The organism is Moellerella wisconsensis, from assembly GCF_022592395.1.
GTDB classification, from domain to species: domain Bacteria; phylum Pseudomonadota; class Gammaproteobacteria; order Enterobacterales; family Enterobacteriaceae; genus Moellerella; species Moellerella wisconsensis.
The window spans coordinates 231,054-248,603 of sequence record NZ_CP093243.1 but is presented as its reverse complement, the minus strand read 5'-3'; the positions used below and the strand labels follow the sequence as shown (position 1 = coordinate 248,603).

The 17,550-nt window shown below is 47.1% G+C and carries 26 protein-coding genes; 5 read left to right on the top strand and 21 right to left on the bottom strand.

What is annotated here, in order from left to right; translation table 11 throughout:
• The first annotated feature begins 9 nt into the window (after nucleotides 1-9).
• The 3 genes from MNY66_RS17345 (at nucleotide 10) to MNY66_RS17335 (ending at nucleotide 1,281) form a co-directional block, all read left to right on the top strand.
• Entirely contained in the window at nucleotides 10-264 is a 255-nt protein-coding gene (locus MNY66_RS17345; protein ID WP_048821760.1) for a hypothetical protein, read from the top strand.
• A 98-nt stretch (nucleotides 265-362) separates the two neighbouring features.
• Entirely contained in the window at nucleotides 363-821 is a 459-nt protein-coding gene (locus tag MNY66_RS17340; RefSeq protein WP_094962568.1) for a hypothetical protein, read from the top strand.
• A 319-nt stretch (nucleotides 822-1,140) separates the two neighbouring features.
• Nucleotides 1,141-1,281 carry a Hok/Gef family protein gene (locus tag MNY66_RS17335; protein ID WP_072022937.1) on the top strand — a complete coding sequence of 47 codons (141 nt, stop codon included), beginning with the start codon at nucleotides 1,141-1,143 and terminating at the stop codon, nucleotides 1,279-1,281.
• An 88-nt stretch (nucleotides 1,282-1,369) separates the two neighbouring features.
• Here the strand turns inward: MNY66_RS17335 and MNY66_RS17330 are convergent, their stop codons facing one another.
• On the bottom strand, nucleotides 1,370-1,750 hold the full coding sequence (locus MNY66_RS17330) for a hypothetical protein (protein ID WP_048821763.1): 381 nt from the start codon (nucleotides 1,748-1,750) through the stop codon (nucleotides 1,370-1,372).
• Nucleotides 1,751-1,916: 166 nt separating this feature from the next.
• Between MNY66_RS17330 and MNY66_RS17325 the strand changes: the two genes are divergently transcribed.
• Nucleotides 1,917-2,864, top strand: coding sequence for an IS30 family transposase (locus tag MNY66_RS17325; protein WP_140035165.1), 948 nt, complete (start codon nucleotides 1,917-1,919; stop codon nucleotides 2,862-2,864).
• Nucleotides 2,865-2,903: 39 nt separating this feature from the next.
• Here MNY66_RS17325 and MNY66_RS17320 read toward each other — a convergent pair whose 3' ends face one another.
• The 20 genes from MNY66_RS17320 to MNY66_RS17225 all read right to left on the bottom strand — a co-directional run bounded on the left by MNY66_RS17320 (nucleotide 2,904) and on the right by MNY66_RS17225 (nucleotide 16,452).
• On the bottom strand, nucleotides 2,904-3,266 hold the full coding sequence (locus tag MNY66_RS17320; RefSeq protein ID WP_011039666.1) for a hypothetical protein: 363 nt from the start codon (nucleotides 3,264-3,266) through the stop codon (nucleotides 2,904-2,906).
• Between the two features lie 120 nt (nucleotides 3,267-3,386).
• On the bottom strand, nucleotides 3,387-3,734 hold the full coding sequence (locus MNY66_RS17315) for a hypothetical protein (RefSeq protein ID WP_067423769.1): 348 nt from the start codon (nucleotides 3,732-3,734) through the stop codon (nucleotides 3,387-3,389).
• A gap of 147 nt (nucleotides 3,735-3,881) precedes the next feature.
• Nucleotides 3,882-4,763, bottom strand: coding sequence for an AbaSI family restriction endonuclease (locus MNY66_RS17310; protein WP_067423767.1), 882 nt, complete (start codon nucleotides 4,761-4,763; stop codon nucleotides 3,882-3,884).
• A 50-nt stretch (nucleotides 4,764-4,813) separates the two neighbouring features.
• Nucleotides 4,814-6,529: a DUF4942 domain-containing protein gene (locus MNY66_RS17305; protein WP_067423765.1), complete on the bottom strand. Its 1,716-nt coding sequence runs from the start codon at nucleotides 6,527-6,529 to the stop codon at nucleotides 4,814-4,816.
• A gap of 124 nt (nucleotides 6,530-6,653) precedes the next feature.
• Nucleotides 6,654-7,262 (bottom strand): hypothetical protein, encoded by a 609-nt coding sequence (locus tag MNY66_RS17300; protein ID WP_011039662.1) that lies wholly within the window; start codon nucleotides 7,260-7,262, stop codon nucleotides 6,654-6,656.
• 71 nt (nucleotides 7,263-7,333) lie between these two features.
• Complete coding sequence (locus MNY66_RS17295) at nucleotides 7,334-7,786, bottom strand: hypothetical protein (RefSeq protein WP_241501925.1); 453 nt, start codon at nucleotides 7,784-7,786, stop codon at nucleotides 7,334-7,336.
• A gap of 168 nt (nucleotides 7,787-7,954) precedes the next feature.
• The gene (locus tag MNY66_RS17290) at nucleotides 7,955-8,257 is read right to left on the bottom strand and encodes a hypothetical protein (protein ID WP_241501924.1); all 303 of its coding nucleotides are present in this window, start codon (nucleotides 8,255-8,257) and stop codon (nucleotides 7,955-7,957) included.
• An 87-nt stretch (nucleotides 8,258-8,344) separates the two neighbouring features.
• Nucleotides 8,345-8,992: a DUF2726 domain-containing protein gene (locus MNY66_RS17285; RefSeq protein ID WP_067423759.1), complete on the bottom strand. Its 648-nt coding sequence runs from the start codon at nucleotides 8,990-8,992 to the stop codon at nucleotides 8,345-8,347.
• 47 nt (nucleotides 8,993-9,039) lie between these two features.
• Nucleotides 9,040-9,390, bottom strand: coding sequence for a hypothetical protein (locus MNY66_RS17280; RefSeq protein WP_067423757.1), 351 nt, complete (start codon nucleotides 9,388-9,390; stop codon nucleotides 9,040-9,042).
• Nucleotides 9,387-9,707 (bottom strand): DUF1064 domain-containing protein, encoded by a 321-nt coding sequence (locus MNY66_RS17275; protein WP_067423798.1) that lies wholly within the window; start codon nucleotides 9,705-9,707, stop codon nucleotides 9,387-9,389. Before MNY66_RS17275 ends, MNY66_RS17280 begins: the two co-directional genes overlap by 4 nt.
• Before the next feature lie 242 nt (nucleotides 9,708-9,949).
• Nucleotides 9,950-10,951: a recombination-associated protein RdgC gene (gene rdgC / locus MNY66_RS17270; protein WP_011039656.1), complete on the bottom strand. Its 1,002-nt coding sequence runs from the start codon at nucleotides 10,949-10,951 to the stop codon at nucleotides 9,950-9,952.
• A gap of 10 nt (nucleotides 10,952-10,961) precedes the next feature.
• On the bottom strand, nucleotides 10,962-11,165 hold the full coding sequence (locus MNY66_RS17265; RefSeq protein WP_011039655.1) for a hypothetical protein: 204 nt from the start codon (nucleotides 11,163-11,165) through the stop codon (nucleotides 10,962-10,964).
• Nucleotides 11,162-11,983: a DNA adenine methylase gene (locus MNY66_RS17260; protein ID WP_241501923.1), complete on the bottom strand. Its 822-nt coding sequence runs from the start codon at nucleotides 11,981-11,983 to the stop codon at nucleotides 11,162-11,164. Before MNY66_RS17260 ends, MNY66_RS17265 begins: the two co-directional genes overlap by 4 nt.
• A gap of 54 nt (nucleotides 11,984-12,037) precedes the next feature.
• Complete coding sequence (locus MNY66_RS17255) at nucleotides 12,038-12,679, bottom strand: nucleoside triphosphate pyrophosphohydrolase family protein (protein WP_137022597.1); 642 nt, start codon at nucleotides 12,677-12,679, stop codon at nucleotides 12,038-12,040.
• A 228-nt stretch (nucleotides 12,680-12,907) separates the two neighbouring features.
• Entirely contained in the window at nucleotides 12,908-14,176 is a 1,269-nt protein-coding gene (locus MNY66_RS17250; RefSeq protein ID WP_011039651.1) for a DNA polymerase III subunit beta, read from the bottom strand.
• Nucleotides 14,177-14,325: 149 nt separating this feature from the next.
• Nucleotides 14,326-14,658 (bottom strand): hypothetical protein, encoded by a 333-nt coding sequence (locus MNY66_RS17245; RefSeq protein WP_067423751.1) that lies wholly within the window; start codon nucleotides 14,656-14,658, stop codon nucleotides 14,326-14,328.
• Nucleotides 14,648-14,905 carry a hypothetical protein gene (locus tag MNY66_RS17240; RefSeq protein WP_241501922.1) on the bottom strand — a complete coding sequence of 86 codons (258 nt, stop codon included), beginning with the start codon at nucleotides 14,903-14,905 and terminating at the stop codon, nucleotides 14,648-14,650. The genes MNY66_RS17245 and MNY66_RS17240 overlap by 11 nt, the downstream gene beginning before the upstream one ends.
• Complete coding sequence (locus MNY66_RS17235; RefSeq protein WP_011039649.1) at nucleotides 14,892-15,350, bottom strand: hypothetical protein; 459 nt, start codon at nucleotides 15,348-15,350, stop codon at nucleotides 14,892-14,894. The genes MNY66_RS17240 and MNY66_RS17235 overlap by 14 nt, the downstream gene beginning before the upstream one ends.
• A 55-nt stretch (nucleotides 15,351-15,405) precedes the next feature.
• On the bottom strand, nucleotides 15,406-15,921 hold the full coding sequence (locus MNY66_RS17230) for a hypothetical protein (RefSeq protein WP_011039648.1): 516 nt from the start codon (nucleotides 15,919-15,921) through the stop codon (nucleotides 15,406-15,408).
• Nucleotides 15,922-16,026: 105 nt separating this feature from the next.
• A complete protein-coding gene (locus tag MNY66_RS17225) occupies nucleotides 16,027-16,452 on the bottom strand; it encodes a hypothetical protein (protein WP_011039647.1) in 426 nt (141 codons plus the stop codon).
• Nucleotides 16,453-16,612: 160 nt separating this feature from the next.
• On the opposite strand from MNY66_RS17225, the gene MNY66_RS17220 reads away from it, so the two are divergent.
• Nucleotides 16,613-16,912 (top strand): hypothetical protein, encoded by a 300-nt coding sequence (locus tag MNY66_RS17220; RefSeq protein WP_011039646.1) that lies wholly within the window; start codon nucleotides 16,613-16,615, stop codon nucleotides 16,910-16,912.
• Nucleotides 16,913-17,550: the final 638 nt, after the last annotated feature.

Below are 17,550 nucleotides of genomic sequence, written 5' to 3'. Positions count from 1 at the left end.
GAGGTTGTGATGAATTTAAAAAAACTAGAAATGGTAATCAGTCTTGTATTTTCAATAATGGTTTTTATTTTATTTGGTATGTTTCTATTTGAAGGTTCAATTCGATTAAATGGATTCTTCTTTGTTCTATTATATATTCTATCTGGTGCAAATATCTTTTTGATTACCTATAACCAAAATGGAGCAACAAGCAAAGTTATTGCCTACTTAGTAGCTTCAATTTTGTTGTTAATCCTGATTTTTGCTTTGATATTCGTTCTTTAAATTTCTACAAGTTTGTCATAAGTAACTAAATTTAATGTATTTCGTTTTTTTAGTTTAATTCTGAAATATATTTGAAATTCAAAGAGAGATAGATATACATGATTAAACAAATCTTTCGGTTTATAATTGGGGATAGATTTATCCCTTTGAAAAATATAGATAAAAACGATTTTAATCGACTTTCAGATTTTGAGTCAGTAGAGTGGCGAGTCAGAGTTATCCAAAATGGGGGGATTTATAAAAGGGAATGGCAGAAACGCCTTGATAATGAAAGGGAAGGAATAAAAACAAAACCGAAAATCAAACCTGAAAAGATTAAAATATCAAGGAAAGATTACGAGATAATATCTAAAATCACTGATGCAGGATATATTATTTTAAATTTTCCGGCAGAGGACAAAATAGGTCGATTATCTAATGTTGATAGGATTCTGTTAGACCATCTTTCAAATGAAATTAAAATTGAATTATTAAATTCAAAATTAAGTCTTACTAACCTTGATGAAATCGAATATCTACATTTGGCTGTTTTTTTAGATAATGTGGTAATTCAATAAAATATTTTTCCTTAGAGGCTGTTGTTAATTATAGGTTGATTTGTTTGTTATATTGATATTAATAACCGTTTTATTGGATAAATTCTTTATTAAGAAAGCAAAAAACATAATTAAAATATAGTATTATAATTTTCAATTAACAGTATGTCTCTTAATAATAATCTGCTAATATTGCCTTGGGTGCTTGAATCGTTTTGGTTCGAGCATAGCCAAGAGCCAAAAAGACGAAAGCCCCGAATTAGGAATATTCCTTAACTCGAGGCAGTCTACAAACGTTGCAATTTGATTCTGTCTCCTTTTACTCAAGGAGTCAAGAGAAATGAGCAAATTTGCCCTGATAGGGCTGATTACTGTGTGTATCACAGTTCTGTGCTTCTCTTTGTTAATGCGTGATCGTTTATGTTCACTCAATTTTACAAGCGGAGGTACGGTGGTTCAGGCAACACTATCATGTAATTAGTAGTGTTGCTTTTGTGGGGGGAAACCCCCACATTTTCTCTTTTACAGATTACGATGGGTTGGTGATACAAGCACCCTTTTTCGGTTAGCTATGGCTCACTCTTTTTGCTATCAATCATACCACTTTCGTTGAATAGATAGATAAGCCAGTATATTAAATATAATGCTGTTGTAATCATGCCGATATTGATCATCAATAATCCGAATCGCGGTGTATTATTAATATCAAACAGTAAATCATCCCTGAGAAAATAACTAGAGAGTAAAAATACAACTGATATACCAGAATAACCAAAAGCCAATTTGAATAGTCTTGACTTCGATTTAGCGAAAATTATTATTAAAATTATAAAAAATAAAACATAATCATTTACTGTGAAAATAACATCTAAAATAGAGTTTAATGACGATACGGCATTATCTAAAGGAGTTTGATTACCTGTTGCTGTGTGTAGTGTCTCATTTTCCATTCTATCCCATAACCCTTATAAGTATTATATCTATCCTATTAACGCCTTTGCTTTAGCTTTTACGCGAATTCAGATAATAAGTGCAACGCTCGGTCATGTTAGATGGAAGGACGGTTAGCTACTGATAAGCTATCCTGCTCTTCCGACCAAAGATGAGCGAGTAAGTATGAAGTATCAGCAACTAACCGAAGGACAACGATACCAGATATCGATACTGCGTGAGGATAATTTATCCTGCCATGAGATAGGTATCCGTATCGGTGTAAGCAAGTCCACGGTCTCCCGTGAACTGAGGCGTAACACTTCAGATACTGGTTATAACCCACAACAGGCACACCAGAAGTGCTGTGATAGGCGGCTGTCATCTGCCAAAAGGACAATTCCTCAGCAGACCATAGATTTCGTGATATTTGCTCTGGAGTGGAAGTGGAGTCCTGAGCAAATAAGTGCAATTGGCAGCATTATTGGTCTTAGCGTCAGCCATGAATGGATTTACCAGTATATCTATGCGGATAAGCGTAGCGGTGGCGAGTTGTACAGGCATCTTAGGCAGGGCAAACGGCGATATCGTAAGGGCTACGGGCAGAAACGAGGGCGCATCCCTGACGCGGTATCCATTGAGCTACGGCCGTCAGTCGTCGATGACCGTAGCCGTCTGGGGGACTGGGAGGCCGATTTGGTGCAGGGTAAACAGGGCACTGGTGCTATCGTGACACTGGCAGAACGCAAAAGCCGTATTTACCTGACAAAAAAGGTGTTTTCAAAGGATGCGGTGGAAGTCAGTAAGGCCATTATCTCACTGCTGAGTGAGTATCAGGATGTATGTCACACAATAACGTTCGATAACGGTCTAGAGTTTAGTGAGCACAAGGCGATAGCAGAAGCACTGAACGCAGATACGTACTTTGCCCATCCGTATGCCTCGCATGAGCGTGGGCTGAACGAGAATACGAATGGGTTGTTAAGACAGTTTATCCCGAAAGGAACAGACCTGCGGACAGTGACAGAAGAAGACTTACAACGCTATCAGGGAGCGTTGAACAGCAGGCCACGCAAGTGTCTGGGGTTCAGACAACCTTCGGTGGTGTTTGCGGAGCTAAGAAAGGCGGCTTAGCGTTGCACTTCGGACTTGAATCCGCCATTTAAATATGGACTATTGACCGCAACGCTTTTGGTGCGACGAGTGTGAAATGACATTGACCAGGTCACGACGCTTTCGGCGCGTGCTAAGGTCTACAACGTTGGAGCCTGTAGATCGTGAGGCAAGAATAGTCACCTCGGCAGGTTGATAAGCTTTCAGACGGATACCTTGGAATGTTAACGGGATTCCCTCTCCGCCATCTTCATTGCAACGACCACCAGCGAGCTCATGGAGTTTCATGCGCTGTTTCACATCAGAGGCCTTGCGGCGAAACTCATCCATGCTCCGGCGATCAGCCAGGCACTTCGAAAGTTCGTCGTTGCTCAATGTAAAGCGGTAGACCACCAGCTTTAACCAATGTTTAAATTTACCCATGACTCTTCCTAAGCAGTTTCGAATGCGTTAATTGTCTCATGCAACTACCGCTGACAAAGAACGTAAAGGAGATCGAAACGCCTTCATTTTTTGCTTGTTCTGGGCTGTTTACCTGATGTTTTATCGTGCCTGTATCGTTGAAAGGTATTTTTTACATTGCTGGTGGACACGCCCGGCAAGGATGATTGAGGCGGTATAGTCAAGGGTGTCTAACCCGAATTCTTTGAGCGTGTCATCGTTAGTTGGCTCAAACCAACGGCGGACGCCACGACGGCTAACTTTTAAAAACCAGGAGACCCCTGTGGCCCTGTCGTGCTCAATAAAAAGGCGTTCAATGCCTGTCTCATCGGTAATGATAAACCCTGAGTCTTTAGGATAAATAAGACCTGAAGCACCGGGAGGGATAGAAGATGAATCTTTGGCGGAAAAAGCCAATCGCTTACCGCGCAAATTAACAAACTGAGTCACACTGTTGTCCTGGGTTTAGATAATCACTGATAACGCGAGCCATATAGGTGTAGAAAAAGCAGCAAAGATGGCATAGCTAACCTATGAGGCCGTTATTTTACGATGATGGGGAACGGTGACGAAGGATAATGGCCGACAAAATGTCGGCTAATTTTGGGAGCGGTAAACGTTGACTTGGCTATGAACACGACTGAACACTTTTACTTCGTCTGAGGACTTATCAACGTCGATAGCGAAGACGCCTAAAAAACGGTACAAGGTACGGTTTAATTCATCACGGGAATGCGCCATAACAATGCGGTAATCCCACGTTTCCTGATAGTTTCTTGTTGCATTAAGGCTTTGTTCAGTGATCTTGTTGCCGTCTGCCAAGAGTGCATTTTTCCACTCTCCAGCCTCATACAAACGAGGAAACCAGACCATTACGCGGCCTGTCAATCCGATGGACTGAACGACTTCAGCAGGCAGAGCCCAGCTGCCTGACTGATGATGTCCCTCTCTTCGGTACCCAAAACATTGCAAAGCATCTCTGTGATAGCGGAAAACCGAGTTAGGGCCCACGGCCATGTAGCCAGTATTTATATGCTTTTTTGCAGAGTATCGTTCGTCATAGTCCCAGCGGAAAAACAGGCCTTGATTTTCGAGCTCTTCTTTTTTGTCTTTAACTAAACGGACAAACTCATCAACCAGCTTATTTACCTCGCTGAGAGTTATGTTACTGGCAGGGATCCGTTCCTCCTGGAACCCTGTTGCCTCTACGATATCTAAACGACGCACGGCGTCAGCTTTTCTAGCGTCGTTACTATCATGATGAGCCTCATCAATCTCAAGATAGAGGTTCAGCTGTGGAAAAAGCAGATCAGCAAGGTATATTTTGCCTAAGTGCCCTTCTTTTCGAATGCACTGTTGGCAAACGAACTCAATATCTGGATCATCCAGCGTATGGACGACCCGATTGATAATGTAGTGCTCCCAGCGTTTATGCGAAATCTTTGACAACGCACGGAGTATGTAGTCTGTTTTGCTCATGAGATTACCGTTAATGCCGTAGTATATAGAGTATGCTTCGGCAAATAATTTTAATAAAAATCAATAACGAATAGTTTAACGTTAATGTTTGTCTTATCAAATGCGTTTTCGTAGGAACCTACTTGATTGACTGAGCATTCCCTCTCAATTAACGCCTTAACATTGTCTTGCGTAGCGCTGCCTGGCAGGATGGCAACTATCCTACCTTCACTCTTAACGAATTGCTGAGCATGCTTAACGTGCAATTTCCATCGGTTTTGAGAATAGGGAGGATTCATTAACACTCGTTCGAATAATCCGAGTTGTTTAACTGTGGCATTTAGGAAATTTTGCTGGTAGGTATCCCAGCGTAGGCGCGAGCACGCAGCAGCAACGCTGTTTGTCTCTACCCCAGTTACCTTGATGCCCTCCGGCAAGTTGCGGAGAAGTGTGCCAAAACCGATACTCGGTTCTAATAGTGAGTCCCCTTCTTGCGGGTCACATTCATCCATTGCAGCTTTCTGAAGCTCGCCTGTTGTTGGATAGAACTGATGCGTTTTCTGGTCGGGCAGCGTGCCACTGATGGCGATCGCTTTAAATGCTTCCATCGGCCAAAATTCAAATTCGTAGACTTCAGGTTTAAGCTCTACAGCGCCCAGAATGCGGAAGATGCTATCAAGCTCCTTCCTCACCAGGTCGGCATAATGGTATAGGCGAGGCATTACAATAGTGAATGGTCCTGTGCCATATTGTTTCGCACTGTGTTGGTTGTTTCGCGCCATTTCAGCGAGTTCAGTGCATGTTGGGAACGCAATCCGGTAGTCAATTAAATCGCCTGTGTATTGCGTGTTGTGCGGTGCCTTGTTGGTTTTTCCTCGCTCTTTGAACTGTGGGATGAGGCCAGGCATTCGGTAAGCTAATACCGTATTGAGGTCATCGCACACAGCCTCTGAGACCTGAATATGTACATTGCCATTCAGGAAGCCTTTGCATGTCAGAGTGCCACCGTCTACCGATATCCACTCCCCAACATTATTACTGAGGGATTGCTCTAACGCCCATTTATTCACGATCTCTGCGCCGGGACGGCCTTGCATGAGGCCGATAATTTTACGTAGATCGCTGAGGTAATCCATATTGTCATAACCCCGCTTATAGTCACGGCAAGGCAGGCAATTAGTGATTACCATTTTCGGACTAAATCCTTGCGCCTTGTTGGTTTTGTGAAATACGGACAGGTTTTTGAATACGCCTTCGACCATTTCTGCGAAATAATCTTTTTTCTCGGTGGTCAAGCCTTTGGCTGTGGCAAGCACGTTCTCTTCCGTGAAGGCAACGGGCCGCAGGGTGGTAAGTCGATCTGGTGAAGCTTTGCGCCACTGTCGAAGCGTGTTGTACCATTCATCTTTTCGGGCGGTCGGCATAAAGTTTCGTACCCCAGTCAGATCTAATACCTGTTGCCAGAAAGACTCATCCAGTGCGCATGTGGCGCGCTGGAGATCAAACAGGCAATCAACGGCCAACGTAGTCCCCATCGAGTTGTTACATCCGTCTGTGAAATAGCGAAATGCCTGGCTGTGGCGCTTGCCCATCACAGCGAGATGCAGGGATTCGATTTCGCTACGAGCCTCACGGTACTCCGCGAGCAACTGAGTCAGTGAATTAAACATACGAAACCCTTCATGCGGATTGATACCAGCATGATGACTGTCTTCAGTTTGATACAGGGGTAACATAGGCTGAAATTCAACGGCGCGATTGGGATCGTAGATGGCTAAAGTGGTCATGGAGTACCTCACGGGAAATAGAATTATTATCCTGTGGGGGTAACTGCTGACGAAGTGAATCGGCAAAAAAAAAGCCTCGTCCTAAACGAGGCATCTATTAAATAAGGTACTACTTTCTTATCTCTCAACACACGTCGTCTTCAAGGTCTTCACCAAATTCATCAAAACAAACTCGCGTTGGGAGAGCGACTCCTTTAGGGCGAAAAAGATGATGGATCTGGAGATTATTCAAAAACTCAGCTTGTATGAGTATTTTTATACTGTTTCGTAGAATATCCGAGGTTGGGCTCAAGATCCAGCCACAATTTACTTGAACACCGTGTCTATCTGTGATTTGCGCGGTGCATTCACTTTCGTGGTTCGAATCCTGATTGCAGTTCGGGCAAAGGAATACGGGCGCTGAACCGCTTTCACTGAGGCACTCGCGAAATTCTTCAGCGGTCGGCCAAGTGTAAGCATCGCAAATTTCCGGCAGGCGCTGATCGCTGTAGAACTGAACTGGCGACTCATGACCCCGAATATCCTCTAGTGACTGGAGGACCCGCTCCGGCGAAAGAGATAACACATCGCTGTATTCTTCCAACTTCGCGTAGATCGTGTTGCGCATGACGGTAATAGATAACACGTCAGCTCCTGAAAGCAAGGCTGTATTCTCAAGCGCCTGAATAGCTCCCTCAACCGAGTTCGGTGGTAATTTGGTGTGAATGCGTTGCGCTATCGATGGTTGGCTCATTTGCACTTCCTTAGGAATGTATATAATGCTGATTTTACTTCGGGTAGTGCCGCTGACCGAATTTACAGGTGCTACAATTTGCTGCTGATGGTTAGGCCATCACTTGTCGGGATGTCAAAGCACAGGGCATTTCCAGACTGATATTCGTAGTCCCCCATCAAATAGCAAAGCTTGAAATTCCCACGATGGTACTGGCGCAGTTCAAGCGGCAGGCCCGGATTGGGGAAAATTTGTAGCTGAACGGTAAATTGGCCCTTAGTGGTCTGAAAATCTGTTTTCATGCCAGTGCCGGTTTCATTATATGTCCGAATAACTGGCTGAGTGACCGCACCAACATCCCAGGTAGTGACCAAGGTTGTCGAACGCCAGTAATAAATTACCGATAATGCAGCAACAATTAACACCAGAAGGAACGCAATCAGGTACTCCCTTGATGAAATCGAATACGACCAGTGCCTGTGCTTTTTGCGTGCACGTTTTTTCCGGCGCGGGGCCCCTTTTTTAGTTCGCTCTGTCGTGGACATAGAAAACCTCTTTTTAATCGTTCTTTGCTATTTTTAAACCAGTTAACATATACATGACCTGAAGCTCACTCAAGGCATTAAGATTGAGTTCTTGTATATATCTGTGTATCCCTTCCGGGGTTTCAGTGACCGGCATACCTGGCAATGCTCCTCCCCCCGCACGCTTCGCTAGATGTAAACCGGCATAGATTGGTGAGAAGAAAGTGTTGCGATGTCCAGATGGTCCAGGTAATCCCGCTGCTGCTGAATGCTATAACGCTCCCGGACATCATACTCATCAGGCAGCGCCACAACACCTTCTATGCTGGTCGCCGTGAATTTATCAAAGGAAGAGGAAATGCCTGCAACATTGAACTGTTGATCGGCAACGTAAACAACCTCACCCTTGGTAAGATGACCGTCCTGGCGCTGAAGGAACACTGTGGAACCAGCGTGCAAATTACCGGTCCAATACCCGTTGGATTGAGACATTTCATCCCCCTTTAATTGATCTCACAAATTCATCATATCAGTCGTTCAGAATCGACAAAGCCCGATCAGGTCGGGCTTTTGTTTTGTTTACTCGAATTGACCACCGGAGATGGTTTCCGCTATATCGATCGCCAGGTCGTTATCACTGATATCAGCTAGGCGCTCGTAGCGGTAAAGCGGGATGTTCAGCTGACTGAGTAAGCCAATCAGAAACGCGCTGTTCCCGGAGTCGGCCAGGCGTTCTTCCGTCAGCATTACCAACACAATTTCGCCGCTGTGTACGTCGCTGAGGACAAAGTTGAAGTTCATGCGTGACATAAACTGCATGGCACTTTTCACGTCCAGACTCTGGCTCTCAAAATCCTTTTCTTCTGCTTGAATGATGTCTGTTACCCGAACGCGTGGTGCAACGGCATACTGGTCGGCAAACATCTCAATCAGGCGCGAGTACAGGTTGCTGGCATCGCGGGGGAGAAGAAACTTATGCCGCTTGTAGCCAACATAGATTGCGGGTGTCAGTTCATTGTCACTGACAATCACGCTATCGGGATCATCCTGCTGGTAAATTCGCTCCCCAGTCACTTCATCAATGGGAAACAACTCATCCAGCGTTGGTTTCCGATCCCCCTTTTCGCCAACTGGTTTCTTACTTGACTTCCCGGTAAAAAACAGTAAGTAGGCCAACCCTAGCACACCTGCAATAAATACTGCCAATCCAATCATCTTGAAAGACATGACGCACCCCCGTGCCTGTCTTAGTTTGTATTTCCTGTTATACCGGCCTATCCGCAATATCGTTGCGGATCAGGTAGTCTGCCAGGTCCCTTAATGAAGAAACGCCCAAATCCCGCAGGCGGGCGCTCTTTATTGATTTCAGCTTCACGTGCTTTGCGAACGTTTTGCAAATAACGGTACATCTCTTCCGGTAAGGTCATGGCCTTGGCACTCAACAACGGATAATCGCTCCGAGCAAACCAAGCTTCATAGGCTCCATCCTTACGTGCTTTATACAGCGGGTATTCCTCCTGCCCTTCAACAGGCGGTTGCCAAGTATCGTTATTCCGCTTTTTGCGCTCCAAAGAGATGAACCATGTTTCGAAAAATTGCTTTACCAGGCTGTCAGTCACGCTCATGGGTTTTCCTTGTTGTACCACGGGGAGAAGTCTTCAAAATTCCAACCTCCCTCATCTTTGAGCCATTTCACGGCCAGAAAACGGAAGGGATAGTGTTCAGCGGCCAGCTTGATCTTGACTCGCGCGTCCTCTTCCCAATGCCCCTTCACTTCATGCACCTCCAGATCACCTGAGGCCAGCATGACGAAGAAGTCCGCTGTATACGTCGTCTTGTCGGCGAGTCGTAGCTTGATGGATTCAAACTTGAACCAGACGACTTCACCAGCATGCATAAGCCATTTAAGATGTTCAGCGTAGCGCGCTTCAGTTTTATTCATCGTGCCCGTGCGTAACCGTCCCAGTGCTTGGGTTCGTTGCTTTGCCGTCAACTCAGCAGGCGCTGTATCAAGAGTTTGCTGGTGGACCGTAACAGGCTGCGTGTCATTCTTTGGTACCGATTTGGGGCTCGCGCTGCGCCCCATTCTTTGCTCGTATTCGCGTTGCTGATCTTCAGTCCAACGAAGCATTAAGCGTCACCCTCGGTTGTGATTACCTTATTCATACTCGGTATGGTTAAGCTCTACTCGTCACCGCCCTGGGCGTCTTCATCATCAGACTCACCACCTGCACCGCCTTCACCAGAATCCTCGGTACCTTCCGCTCCTTCAGCCGATGACTTTGCTTCCCCGCCGAACGCAGCAATTAACTGATCCAGCAGTTCCATAATAACTCCGGTAAACAAAACGAAGTCCGCATCAAACCGCTGGACTTCATCTTCGCGATCGATATCGTCATTTTGCTCAATAAGGGCGTCGGCAAAGTTCAACCGGGAAATGACAAAGCTGTCGTTGATGACGAAGTTGAGTTGCTCCATCCAGCTCATCGACAGCTTAGTAACTAACTTGCCCGCCTCGATGTGATTGGCAATCTCATCGCAAACCAGATCTTGGCGTTTCGTCGTTACCACGCCACCGTCTTCCAGGATGGCTTCAAGGGTCGCCTCATCGCACAACGCCAACCCAGGAGGCAGCTCGGAAGAGCGAACCCACTCCGTTAGTTTGAGCTCCACCGGAGTTTCCAGCGTGAACGGAATGATAGGCAGAGAGCCCAGCGTTTTACGTAGGAGCGCAGCGGCGTCTTCAGCGCGTTTAAAGCTGGTGGTATCCACAATGATCAGACGGGATTTTGGGTCAATCCACATGTTCATGTTGGCGTACTTACTCAGGGCTTTGGGCAGCAACTCCCCCAGCACCAGATCGTTAAGCGCTGAAATTTCTGTGCGCTTCAGGCGACGATGCTGTTCTTTTTCAAGTTTGGTCACGCGCTGGCGAACGAGCTCCTTCACCGTGGCCGGAGGAATGATTTTGCTTTCGTTACGCTGAGTCAGCAGGATGAGACCATTCGCCTGGTGGGTGAGCTCTTCGTACTCCTCACCCAACGGACTTACCCAACCGGTGCGCGCCATATCCTGCGGTCCACACGGCTGAAATACGAAGGTTTTCAGCTGCTCTGCGATGTTACTGAAATCAATTTGACGGGTGATGCGGTACACCACGACACTTTTAGGGCGAAAAAGAGGCATAGCTCCCTCACTATGATTTTTGCTTTGACAGGTACCGGATGCGATCTCGAATAGCCAATTGCTCCCAATACACCAAATTATTCTTTTTGATAAATTCCAAATACTGACGACTGGCTTTAGCAGGGTCACGTTGGTGAATGGCGGCTATTTCACCGCAAAAACGCTCGGTCAGCGGATTCTTCAGCGGCGGAACCTCAAACACTGGCACGGTCATGCTGCGGTCTTGCCGGAAAAGACAGCTTGACGGATAGCGATGATTTCTTTCGCCTTCTTCCCCTCACCTGTCCCGTTGTACACACTGCGCGGGGCAGAGAAGCCCTTAACCGTGAATCCGGCATACATCTGACGGATGTTCTCGGCATCATGACTGGAGGCCACCACATGCACCCCTTTCTCAGGCAGAGTATTCAGAATGTCCACCAGCGCGCGTTGCTGGGCTTCAGAGAAACCACTGGAGTGATAACCCGTAAACTTGCCAGGATTGACATAAGGCGGGTCGCAGTAGACCACATCACCTTTACCCGCTAGCTTCAGCATTTCTTCAAAGCCTGCGCACAGCAAGTCCGCATTTTCAAGACGGTCTGCCATGTAACGGATCTCTTTCTCAGGCAGATAGGGTTTACGGTAATCGCCCCAGGGAACGTTAAACTCCCCTTTACGCTTGTTGTAGCGGCATAGGCCGCGATACCCGTGGCGATTCATGTAAATGAACATGGCGGCCATGCGGACAGGGTCAGCGGTGCGCGCGTTAAATTCTTTACGGATCGCATCGTAGTGTTCACGAGTACGGCACGTTTCGTAGAGCTCAGTCAGTGCAGCAATAACGCTTTCAGCCGCGTTACGGATGGTGTCGTAGGTGTTGATAACGTCGGCATTGATGTCGGCCAGCACGTAGTTTGAATACGCGGTGTTCATCATCACCGCACCCGAACCACAGAAAGGTTCGATCAGACGGGTACCTTTTGGCAGCGCCAACTTCAGCTGAGCCATGACCCCCTGCTTACCCCCCACCCACTTGAGAACTGTATTCATGATTCCACCGTAGAAAGCGGACAACCCCACGTTGCCCGCATGTATGGATAAGGCTTACTTGATGCCGTTCGCTAGCGCTTTACGTTCTTCCACCAGATTGCGGTTCACATCGTGCGCCAAGAAGGTTTCGAACTTCTCTGGATAACGAACGGCCAGCTTGACGATGTTCGTTTCCAGAATACGGCCATAATGAATGCCTGAAGCAGACGGGAAAACGCCCAGAGCGTACCAGTTCAGGTCACCGAACTCTTCGGACAGGTTCACCAGATCGAGCGATTGACCTTCAATGGTGTTCACCAACGCCTTACAGATTTCGGCAGACTCAGTGAACACCCCCAGAGAGGCGTGTAAAATACGCGTGTCGATTGCAGCCAACGACCCCAGGCCGATATTGTGAGTTTTACCGTCAAAGCCGTTCATCAGCAGGATTTTGGTATCATCGTGCAACTCTTTTGCGGTGATGGATTCAGGCGAAAGCGTGCCAATCAGGTCTTGCAGGTCGGTCAGACCTTTTTTAAAGCGATTGATGTCGATAGGTTTGCGGTAAAAAATACCTTTTTTAAACTGGTCCAGCATTTCACCCAGCGAATGAGCGGCAGACAGCAACAGATACAGGTGAGGCGCACTCACGCCGCTAATTTGCGGGAGCACCGATTCGGTGCGCAGGGCTTCTTCATGATATTGCTTCAGTTCCACGTTAAATCCTCATGTTCGTTGTTGCTGGTGGTGCAAAGGGGCATTTTGGTCAAAACCAAACATGACCTATGCAGGGGTAAAGTGAGCCCATAATAACCGTTGATGTGTTGCATTCCCTTCAAAAAGGAGGTCAATTTGTCGTTGTTTTTCAGTGGGAAATGTCATCGTAGGCGTGCGCTCGACACGCCATTGCTTTTGGTCAACAAAACAAACGGTTACAGTAAAGACTTAGAAGCGAACCGGCATGATGATGTCACAGCAGTCATCACCGAACCCGATTTCCATCCCTGTTAGCGTATCTTTCAGCGCAAAGGTGATGTCGGCTTCTTCACCTGAATGGGAGACTAAGCTATTCAGCGAGCGCAGCAGATATTCACAGTTCATACCGATTTCAATTTTGTCTTCTTGCTCCCCGGCCACTTTCTCAATGTCCAGGACTTCTTTGCACTCAATCAGGTTTTGGCTTGGCGACTTGATCATCAGGGCATTGCTTTTGAATACGAATACGCCAGTGCTGTTCGAATTCTTATTGACCGCCCCTGCGTTGATGAGCGGAAGAGCACGACTCAATGCTTCACGCAGGACCAGAGCATTCACGCTGAACTTCTCAGTGTTATGCTTAACGACACCTGCTACACGACGCCAGTCGGGATAGCGGCCATTGATCAAGTTGGACACCACTGTCACGTCACCCAGATTAAAGGTCAGGTAGCTTTCGCTGTAGTCCATACGGAAGCTGCCTTTGTTCGCGGCTAGCAGTTTCATCAGGATAGGACACACTTCGATTGGCAAAATTACGCCGGACGAAGTACCGGAAAGTGAAACTGGTGCAACTGGTGAGGTGATATCTTCCTGTGGCTCATCGGTAAACAGGACATCTTCGGTCATCACCGACATACGGTGCCCATCGGTAGCAACAGCGTTGAAGACATTCTTGTCCAGGCTCAGGAAGACACCGTTCATGTAATGCCGCACGTCGTTCTTGCCAGCGGAATGCATGACACGTTGCAAGGTACGATGCAGCATGTTCGCCGGGAAAGTAATGCTGTATTTGGCTGTCAGGTCGGACTCGTCCACAACCGGGATGGCGTCCATGCACAGCGGGATATTGTAGGCGTTCTTGCCGGTTCGAATGATGAGACGATTGCGCTCTTGGTCGCATCGCACATTAACGGTTTCTTCACCTTTCATATTACGGAATAAGGTGCTGATGTGGGTTGCTGGCACAGAGGCTACCATGTCACCGTTGGCTTTATGGACTACACCTCGGGAGATCACCTGCCCAGTATTGTAGTCAACGCCGAGCGCGCTCAGGTTGTCTCCCACCAGCGTCAGGGTCAACATTTCCAATACTTTGAACTGTACGTTACCACGCTTGATGATCATGCAAGGGGCATCAATGATGCTCAGCATGTCATTTGCAGAGATATCGAAGCCAGGCAGATCTTTAAAGGTACGCTTCTTAGGTGCCGCTTGCTGATTCAGAGTAGTGGTCATGACGTGTCCCTAAAGTTGAGTAAGTAGTCGTAATTAGACTAACTTGACCCAAACCGCTGACGAATAGCAAAACCACGAAATATTTAGGATAAGGAAAGATTACAGAAGTCAGTAAAACGAATGGGGTCACTTGACCCCATCACTCGCTGTTAGCGCAAACAATCCGCCACGCTAAAATAACCGAGCCGCCGCATCATGTCGTACATCTGGCGGGCTTTACCGTCAGGCCCTTCGTGCTTACCCAATTTGTAGATCAGGACGCGCATTCCCATTAACACGCTCTCCGTCTCAGGTTCTCCCTTGACCAGCGGCTTATCGGTGTTTTCCAGCCAGGTTCTGTGCTGTGCGAAATGCAGGATGTCCCCGGCCAATAGTTCAGGGTGTTGCAACATCAAGTTGCAAGTGGTGACCGCAAACTCAGTGGCTTCAGCTTCACTTACCCCCAGCGAGCTTGCCAATCCGGCCACAGCCTTAATTGTCATGACGCTCTCCTTTCTCATGCAGGTTGTCAAATACGCCATCCACCAGCCGCTGACTGGTTGCCCGTGCGGTATTTTGGTCATCTGCACTGAGGCTTACCGTTGAATGGTTGACCCGATGCATCTCCTTGCGCAGGCGGAGTGCCGAGCGAACGCTGTATTGATTTTCCAGACGGTGCGCTCTCCGCCTGGCTTTAATGTTCAGCAATACCGACTGAAGTAACTGGCCGAGACAATTAACCCAGATCATCGTTACACTCCGGGTTACCCCCCAGTTTCAGCACCAACGCCTTGAGTCTTTCTGTTTCCACATCAGCTTCAAGGCGCTCAGTACGCAGGCGGTCATTCTCAACGGTCAGCTGCTCGTTGGCCCCACGCTCTGAGTTAACTTCATCTTGAAGGCGCTTAAGTTCAGCCGGACCGTCATCTTCTTGCTTTGCTTTTTCACGGTAGAAAGTCAGCTGCTTACCAAATGAGACATTTAGTTGCTGAAGGGCATTGAACTGGCGTAACAAGCCTTGATAGTCAGGTGCCGGGGAATAGCTTCCCTTATAATCCCCGGACATAGTAGCCAGCGTTGAGACCAACTGCGTAATGAGCTCAGAGGGAGCCGTGACTTTTCGTAGATTATCAGCACTAATTCCTTTCTCTTTCAGTGTTTCACGGGTTTGGTTCAAAATCGACTTCAGGTTCATGGTAGGTCTCTCCTATTACTGATGTTGAATTAAAGGGCATTCAGTAACGCGATCATTAAGCTACCCAGGGTTTCCCTACGGCATCCAATGCGGTAATAACGGCTTGACGATAGGCAGCAATAGCCCCCGCAACCTGAGCGGTATAGACCATGTCAGAAGACAGATTCACGGGCTGATTAACGTGCTCAGTCAAACGATCCAATGCCGCAATCAGGTGAGTGACGTTTTCGTATCCAAACTCACTGTCAGCCCGGTCATACAGGCTAATAACAGCATGATGATGTTCGCCGTGCTCTTGGAAGTGTTCTCGAAATTCGTCAGTCAGCGCGCGCATCGTGGCGATAGCTGAATGCGTTTCAGGTGTGAGTAATTGTGATGCTGGTTGTTTCAAGCGCGCATAGTGGCAGCGAACCCAGGCATTCCATTCAACGTTCAGATCGATATGCTCATCGTCGTCTTCGATATAGCCTGCTTCGATGTGCTCTGCTGCTTCAACGTGGTTGATACCAAGGCGCGACTGGAGATCTTCCAGGAACAGCTGACGCAGGTTTAACAAGCATGGGTCTTTCATGAGATATCCTTGTAGATAATTTCAGGTAGCGTAACGCGGGTGATACGGGCCACGAAATTTTAGGCAAAGAAAACCCGCCGTTAAGCGGGTTGGTATCAATCGGAATTATTTTGGCCCGGTAAAGGTGTTTTCGATGATCTTCTGGCTTCGTTCGACCCAATCGCTGCTGTTTTCACAGTTGACGTTGGCTTCGAACACCTGGCGTGCGGACGTGTACATGGGGCTGTTATAGCCACCTCGGTTAGCCAGTACGACACGGATACCATTGAGGTATGGATAAATCGGGTCCTGTAAAATGGTCTGATCCACATCACCGGCTTGCTGACAATACTGGGTACGCATCTTGATGATGTCCTGTGCGACCTGCAAACACTCAGGGCAGTTGGCTTTGTAGGACTGGAATTCTTCTACGGATTTCCCTGCAACGGGTCGCCCACTGGCATTCGTTGGGATTTCTGCGAAGGCACTGGAGACGCACAATGCGGCAATGGCTCCAGCCAGTAAAGGTACGTTACGGATACGTTTAAACATGTTTTTCACCTTGTTGATTTTCACCCCGACGGGTAGATCGATCCTACTACGGACGGGATTTCCACTCGCCCGAAAAGGCTAGCAAAACGAGGGCAAAAAACGATGACGTGTAACCAAGGACAGGATAGCTTATTCATATCGCATATGATTAGGTATTAATATGGAAAACACCACTCAACACCGGAACTCATCGCTACAACAGGATGTACTGTACGTGTTGCTAAAAATAAGGGCACGCAACAGAAACCCAATTCCGTTTACGGCAATTTTCACGATCCTCAACAAAGGTCGTTCGCGTGAGATTGAACGGCCTAATTTGCGAATCTCGTGTCGCACGCTGGTGGAGCGCAGGCTTTTACTTAAATACCGTGACCAACGCACTCTGACGGTGGCGTATACGTTAAGTGATACCGGAAAGGAATTGGCAGAGACTATCCGCAAAGGGCGAGAAGAAGAGTAAAGATAATCGGCACAATGCGTGCCAGATAGTTATGTTAATTGAATCTGCTCAGGCTTAAGCTGACAGATTTTGTAGATAGTGCAAATTAACTCTGAAAGTCCGCTGAGAGCGAGGAGCAGAAGTTCTGCTCATAGTAGTATCACTAACATTTTCATTTGGGGATCAACTGGGAGGTGGCCAAGGAATAATTCAGATACAACTAACTGGCCGTTGTATCAAATGGGAGTTGGTCAGCCAACCAGACATCGGATCCAAGCGTACTAATCTGTAGTGATAAAAGCATGCAAGGAGAGAATATGTCATTTGAAAACCTCCCCCGTCGACTTCAGAGATGGAAGGTGATCATCGTTAGAGGAGCTAAGTCATACGAATCATGGGATGATATGGTCACTTGCAGAACTTCCCGTAATGAGTCCGACACAGCTACAAGAAACACCGCGCCAAGGTAAACGGGAACATAACAAAAGGCTCTCTATTGTAAGAATCATGTGTGCAATCACGAACAGCTATGGTTTTCATGAAATTCAGCATCACTAGTCATTTTTTAAGCCAGAACCTCACACTTCAATAGATTGATGCTTGCCCGACAGCACATTCAGACATAAATTTGTGAGGTCAATAAACCTACAGGAGCGAAT

Coding starts and splice junctions, on each gene's coding strand:
- MNY66_RS17230 (WP_011039648.1), bottom strand. CDS start 15,921: ATGAAAGACCCATGCTTGTTAAACCTGCGTCAGCTGTTCCTGGAAGAT.
- MNY66_RS17275 (WP_067423798.1), bottom strand. CDS start 9,707: ATGAATAAAACTGAAGCGCGCTACGCTGAACATCTTAAATGGCTTATG.
- MNY66_RS17300 (WP_011039662.1), bottom strand. CDS start 7,262: ATGAGCCAACCATCGATAGCGCAACGCATTCACACCAAATTACCACCG.
- MNY66_RS17330 (WP_048821763.1), bottom strand. CDS start 1,750: ATGGAAAATGAGACACTACACACAGCAACAGGTAATCAAACTCCTTTA.
- MNY66_RS17340 (WP_094962568.1), top strand. CDS start 363: ATGATTAAACAAATCTTTCGGTTTATAATTGGGGATAGATTTATCCCT.
- MNY66_RS17345 (WP_048821760.1), top strand. CDS start 10: ATGAATTTAAAAAAACTAGAAATGGTAATCAGTCTTGTATTTTCAATA.
- MNY66_RS17240 (WP_241501922.1), bottom strand. CDS start 14,905: ATGATCTGGGTTAATTGTCTCGGCCAGTTACTTCAGTCGGTATTGCTG.
- MNY66_RS17320 (WP_011039666.1), bottom strand. CDS start 3,266: ATGGGTAAATTTAAACATTGGTTAAAGCTGGTGGTCTACCGCTTTACA.
- MNY66_RS17225 (WP_011039647.1), bottom strand. CDS start 16,452: ATGTTTAAACGTATCCGTAACGTACCTTTACTGGCTGGAGCCATTGCC.
- MNY66_RS17280 (WP_067423757.1), bottom strand. CDS start 9,390: ATGAGCGTGACTGACAGCCTGGTAAAGCAATTTTTCGAAACATGGTTC.
- MNY66_RS17335 (WP_072022937.1), top strand. CDS start 1,141: ATGAGCAAATTTGCCCTGATAGGGCTGATTACTGTGTGTATCACAGTT.
- MNY66_RS17305 (WP_067423765.1), bottom strand. CDS start 6,529: ATGACCACTTTAGCCATCTACGATCCCAATCGCGCCGTTGAATTTCAG.
- MNY66_RS17285 (WP_067423759.1), bottom strand. CDS start 8,992: ATGTCTTTCAAGATGATTGGATTGGCAGTATTTATTGCAGGTGTGCTA.
- MNY66_RS17295 (WP_241501925.1), bottom strand. CDS start 7,786: ATGTCCACGACAGAGCGAACTAAAAAAGGGGCCCCGCGCCGGAAAAAA.
- MNY66_RS17235 (WP_011039649.1), bottom strand. CDS start 15,350: ATGAACCTGAAGTCGATTTTGAACCAAACCCGTGAAACACTGAAAGAG.
- MNY66_RS17290 (WP_241501924.1), bottom strand. CDS start 8,257: ATGTCTCAATCCAACGGGTATTGGACCGGTAATTTGCACGCTGGTTCC.
- MNY66_RS17220 (WP_011039646.1), top strand. CDS start 16,613: ATGGAAAACACCACTCAACACCGGAACTCATCGCTACAACAGGATGTA.
- rdgC (WP_011039656.1), bottom strand. CDS start 10,951: ATGCCTCTTTTTCGCCCTAAAAGTGTCGTGGTGTACCGCATCACCCGT.
- MNY66_RS17265 (WP_011039655.1), bottom strand. CDS start 11,165: ATGACCGTGCCAGTGTTTGAGGTTCCGCCGCTGAAGAATCCGCTGACC.
- MNY66_RS17245 (WP_067423751.1), bottom strand. CDS start 14,658: ATGACAATTAAGGCTGTGGCCGGATTGGCAAGCTCGCTGGGGGTAAGT.
- MNY66_RS17325 (WP_140035165.1), top strand. CDS start 1,917: ATGAAGTATCAGCAACTAACCGAAGGACAACGATACCAGATATCGATA.
- MNY66_RS17310 (WP_067423767.1), bottom strand. CDS start 4,763: ATGAGCAAAACAGACTACATACTCCGTGCGTTGTCAAAGATTTCGCAT.
- MNY66_RS17260 (WP_241501923.1), bottom strand. CDS start 11,983: ATGAATACAGTTCTCAAGTGGGTGGGGGGTAAGCAGGGGGTCATGGCT.
- MNY66_RS17250 (WP_011039651.1), bottom strand. CDS start 14,176: ATGACCACTACTCTGAATCAGCAAGCGGCACCTAAGAAGCGTACCTTT.